Source organism: Streptomyces bicolor, assembly GCF_000719285.1.
Lineage (GTDB): Bacteria > Actinomycetota > Actinomycetes > Streptomycetales > Streptomycetaceae > Streptomyces > Streptomyces bicolor.
In genome coordinates this window covers 1-314 of sequence record NZ_JOFS01000135.1, presented here as the reverse complement: position 1 = coordinate 314, position 314 = coordinate 1, and the positions used below count along the sequence as shown (strand labels likewise).

1 rRNA gene is annotated in these 314 nt (G+C 55.4%); it reads right to left on the bottom strand.

Annotated elements, in window-relative coordinates:
• A 16S ribosomal RNA gene (locus IF78_RS0142985) occupies positions 1-60 on the bottom strand; the annotation flags it as partial.
• Positions 61-314: the final 254 nt, after the last annotated feature.

Below are 314 nucleotides of genomic sequence, written 5' to 3'. Positions count from 1 at the left end.
TTGCATGTGTTAAGCACGCCGCCAGCGTTCGTCCTGAGCCAGGATCAAACTCTCCGTGAATGTTTTCCCGTAATCGGGACGACACCACGAGAGCGGAACCGTCGAGCGGAATAAGCCCGACCGTTCACAGCGTCCTCGCTGTGTGTATTTCAAAGGAACCTCGCCCTCTCAGAGTGAGAGAGACGGGGTATCAACATATCTGGCGTTGACTTTTGGCACGCTGTTGAGTTCTCAAGGAACGGACGCTTCCTTTGTACTCACCCTCTCGGGCTTTCCTCCGGGCGCTTCCCTTCGGTCTTGCGTTTCCGACTCTA